A 3,734-nucleotide genomic window follows, 5' to 3' on the forward strand; every position below is an offset into this window, starting at 1 on the left:
CTCCTACCCTGCATCGTCCCTCCCCCGCAGCCCGCCCCCGCTCGATGATCGCCGCGCTCCTGCTCGCCCCGTTGTTGGCCGCTCCGGCCGACGTCTCCGAATCCGCCGATTGGCCGGGTTGGCTCGGGCCGAACCGGGACGGCCGCGTACACGAGTTCGCTCCGTCGGCGGACTGGTCGCAGGCTCCCACGGAACGCTGGCGGGTCGAGGTGGGAACGGGGTACGGATCGCCGTTGGTCGCCGGGGAACGGGTCTATCTGCACGCCCGGCAGGGGGAAGAAGAGGTTTTGTGGCGGCTGGATGCGGCGACCGGCGACACGGTCTGGCGGCGAGGCTGGGCGGTGCCCTTCGAGGCGCAACCCGGCGGCGAGCGACACGGGGCCGGTCCGAAGGCGTCTCCGCTGCTCGCCGACGGCCGGGTCTTCACACACAGCATCACCGGCACGGTGCGGGCCTGGGACGCGGAGACCGGCGAACCGCTCTGGAGCCGCAAACCTGCCGATCGCTTCGCCCCCGGTCGGCCGAACTGGGGCGCCAGCGGCTCCCCGGCGTTCGATCCGAACACGGGGCCGCACGGGGCGGTGATCGTCCACCTGGGCAACGACGACGCCGGCGCCCTCACCGCCTTCGACGCCCGCACCGGCGAGACGCTGTGGGAACTGGTCGGCGACGGGGCGAGCTATTCCTCGCCGGTCGTCACGGAGATCGACGGCGTTCGGCAGGTCGTGGCCTGGACGCACGAAGCGGTTCTCGGCGTGGACGCTGCGACGGGCGCCGAACTGTGGCGCAGCTCGTTGCCGCACGTCGGCGGCGATCAGAACATGCCCACGCCCACGATCCACGACGGCACGGTGATCGTCGGCGCGGAGAACCGCGGCGTCCGCGCCCTGCGTCCGACCCGGTCCGCCAACCCCGAGGCGGCGAGCGGCTGGACGGTCGAAGAACTCTGGCATACCGAGGCCGCCGCCCTGGACATGAGCACCGGCGTGATCTGCGACGGCCTGCTGTACGGCTTCTCGCATCTCCGCAGCGGGCAGCTATTCGCCCTGGACCCGGCGACCGGCGAGTTGCTGTGGTCGACCCGCGGCCGCGAGGGCGCCAACGGGACGCTGCTTTCGCTTCCGCCGACGGCGGGGGAGGAAGAGGGCCGCGTGCTCGTCCTCAAGGACGACGGCACGCTACTGGTTCTCGCCGCCCGCGGGGCGGAGACGGAGATCCTGGCCACCCATCGCGTCGCCGCGGGCCAGACCTGGGCGCCCGCCGCTCCGCTGCCCGACGGCTTGCTCGTCAAGGACCTCGACACGCTTCGCCGCCTGTCGTTCGATCGCCCCGAGGACGGCGGAACGAAGACTGAACGGCGTGAGGCCGGCGATCGGCGTCGTTAGGCCGCGACGGCGAGGTCGGTCAGACGTTCGCGGGATTCGAGGGTCTCCGCGGCGGCGTTGTCGAGTTCCGCGAGGATCAGGGCGCCGCGGGCGGTCGTGTAATTGTCCGCCTTCACCGCGGTGACCGGGCCGACGGGGATCGGGAACTCCGTCTTGGCAAAACAGGCCTCAACCAGTTCCGGGAAGCCGGCGATGCGGGCGGCGCCGCCGCCGCAGAACACCGGCAGCGGTTTGTGAATGTGCCGCAGCGCCGGTTCCTTGGCGAACCGCTCGGCGGCCTCGGCGAGCAGTTCGCCCAAGGCCGCGGCGTGCAGTTCCGCGACGGCTTCCTCCTCCTCGCCGATCGGGTCCAGCAGCGTGCCGCTGAACTCTTCGCGGGTGCGGCGGCAGGCGTCGACGTCGAGATACTTCTCGCCGTCGCGTTCGTAAACCACCTCGGACCGATCTTCGGCCCGGCGGCGGTCCAACGCGGTCGTGCCGCCCTCGGCGACGCAGCGGGCGGCCACCTTGCCGCCCAGCACCGCGGCCAGTTCCCAGCGGTCGGCGCCGCAGATCAGGGCCAAGCCGCGGAAGCCGGTGGCGGGCATCGTCGCGGCGGCGAACGCCTCGGCGGGGTCGACGGCTTCCGGCTCGTAGCCCCGCAGACGGATTACGCGGGAGAGGAAGTCCCGGTCCGCATCCTTGCCCGGGAATACGACCTTCACCCGTTCATCCGCGAACAGCGGGTCCGGCAGCAGCGAATCGATCAGGGCGGCGACGATTTGCCGGGCCGGCGGGTCGTCGGTGGGCACTTTGCCGCCGGGCAGCAGCGCCAGCGGGGGGGTGCCGAACAGCTTGGCGTACTCGTCGGCGGCGTCGCCGAACAGCAGCAGTTCGCTCTCTTCGCCGTCGCTCGGCTGGGTGGTGGCGAAGTTCAATCCCACCTGTTCGAGCAATCGACGCCGCGCGGGGCTGTCCGGCAGCGTGCCGTAGGCGGCCCGGCAACTCCGACCAATCGTGCGTCCGCCGCTGCGACGCAGCGAGCGAAAGCGGTGGGCGCCCAGATCCAGCACCGTCAGGCAGGGGCGGGTCGTGGCGGACCGGGTCGTGGTGGACATCGGTGGGGAACCCGGAACGGGAAGGGCTGACGGAAACGGGGGGCGGACGACGGGGACGCGGGCGGCGGACTCAGGCCGCGGCCGAACGCGTCCGGCGGGCGGCGCCGCTTTCGGCTCCGGCGCCGGCGCCGGTCTCGGCGAACCGCGGACCCGCGATCGACGCCTCGGCGGACTGCATTCGCAACTTGGTCATCCCCGCGGTGCGACCGTGCAGGGCGATTGATTCCGGCAACCGAAGCTCCTCCTCGTCCATCGGCAGACGGTCGGCGATCAGATCCTCCAGCATCTTCAGCCGGGGGGAGATCGGCGCCGGCGCCGCGGCGGGCGTTGCGGTCGTCTCTTCCGCGGCGACCGGCGGCGCCGAGGCGGCCGATTGGGCGGCGACACGGGGCGTGCTCGTCGCGATGCCGAACTTCCACTGCCGGGCGATCGTCAACGCGACGAGTCCGCCGAACAGGGCGCCCAACCCGAGTCCCGCCGGGACCCACGGGAACCCGCCGGCGGCCTCCGCGGAGACCGAATCGGCCTGCGCATCCGTCGCGGACTCAGGGGCGAGCGGTTCGGCCGAGATCGGCTTCGCCGACTCGCCGGGGATCGGCTGGGGGGCGCTGGAGGACTACCCGGAGATGCCGGGGCTGAGCGCTCCGAGCCCCGGCATCTCCGGGTAGTCCTCCAGCGCCATCAGGTGCGAGTCGTCGTTCGCCAGGCTGGAACCGTTCCCGGGCATCGCGTCGCCGTAGTACGGCGAGGCACCCGGAGCCGGCAGCAGCGCGACCTCGTTCGGCCCGCTGTCGTACATGTCCGTCACGTCCACGACCGTTTGCCCCTCGCCGCGAAGCGGACCGCGGTCCCCGTTCGCTCCGAAGCCGCTCGCCCCGAAGCCGTCCGCCGGGGCGGCGAGGCTGTACACCGGGTCTTTCGCCGGGTTCGACGGGGCGGCCGGCAGACTGGTCACCGGGTCGCCGGCGGGCAGCGTGAGCGTCGGCGTCACCAGCGCGTCGTCGGCGGCCGAACGGCTGCCGGCGCCGTTGTCGGCGCGACTCTCATCCGCGGTGCGGCGGGGGTTGATGCGCCCGGCCGGCTCCGATGCCGAGTCCGTTTTCGGCGGGTCCGACTCGAACGAACCGGCCAGCGACAGCGGTTCCGGTTCCTCTTCGAGCACGAGATCGCCGAACGGCACCTCGCGGAAGTCCCGCCACTGCTGCGGCGTGACCGATCCGGGCCCGAACACCAGCACCGTGCCGTCCGGCAG

3 protein-coding genes and 1 pseudogene are annotated in these 3,734 nt (G+C 72.5%); 1 reads left to right on the forward strand and 3 read right to left on the reverse strand.

The features are described 5' to 3' along the window. On the forward strand, positions 1–1,385 hold a 1,385-nt coding region (locus tag LzC2_RS20680; protein ID WP_206678844.1), incomplete at its 5' end, for a PQQ-binding-like beta-propeller repeat protein. Here LzC2_RS20680 and LzC2_RS20685 read toward each other — a convergent pair. The 3 genes and pseudogenes from LzC2_RS20685 to LzC2_RS20695 all read right to left on the reverse strand — a co-directional run. Next, on the reverse strand, positions 1,382–2,482 hold the full coding sequence (locus LzC2_RS20685) for a disk-shape morphogenesis protein volactin (RefSeq protein ID WP_171189925.1): 1,101 nt from the start codon (positions 2,480–2,482) through the stop codon (positions 1,382–1,384). The two genes, LzC2_RS20680 and LzC2_RS20685, sit on opposite strands and share 4 nt — an antisense overlap. Before the next feature lie 70 nt (positions 2,483–2,552). After that, the gene (locus LzC2_RS20690; RefSeq protein ID WP_171189926.1) at positions 2,553–2,948 is read right to left on the reverse strand and encodes a hypothetical protein; all 396 of its coding nucleotides are present in this window, start codon (positions 2,946–2,948) and stop codon (positions 2,553–2,555) included. Between the two features lie 150 nt (positions 2,949–3,098). Next, positions 3,099–3,734, reverse strand: a pseudogene (locus LzC2_RS20695) (hypothetical protein); the annotation flags it as partial.

The organism is Alienimonas chondri, assembly GCF_013036045.1.
GTDB lineage: Bacteria > Planctomycetota > Planctomycetia > Planctomycetales > Planctomycetaceae > Alienimonas > Alienimonas chondri.

Coding starts and splice junctions, on each gene's coding strand:
- LzC2_RS20685 (WP_171189925.1), bottom strand. CDS start 2,482: ATGTCCACCACGACCCGGTCCGCCACGACCCGCCCCTGCCTGACGGTG.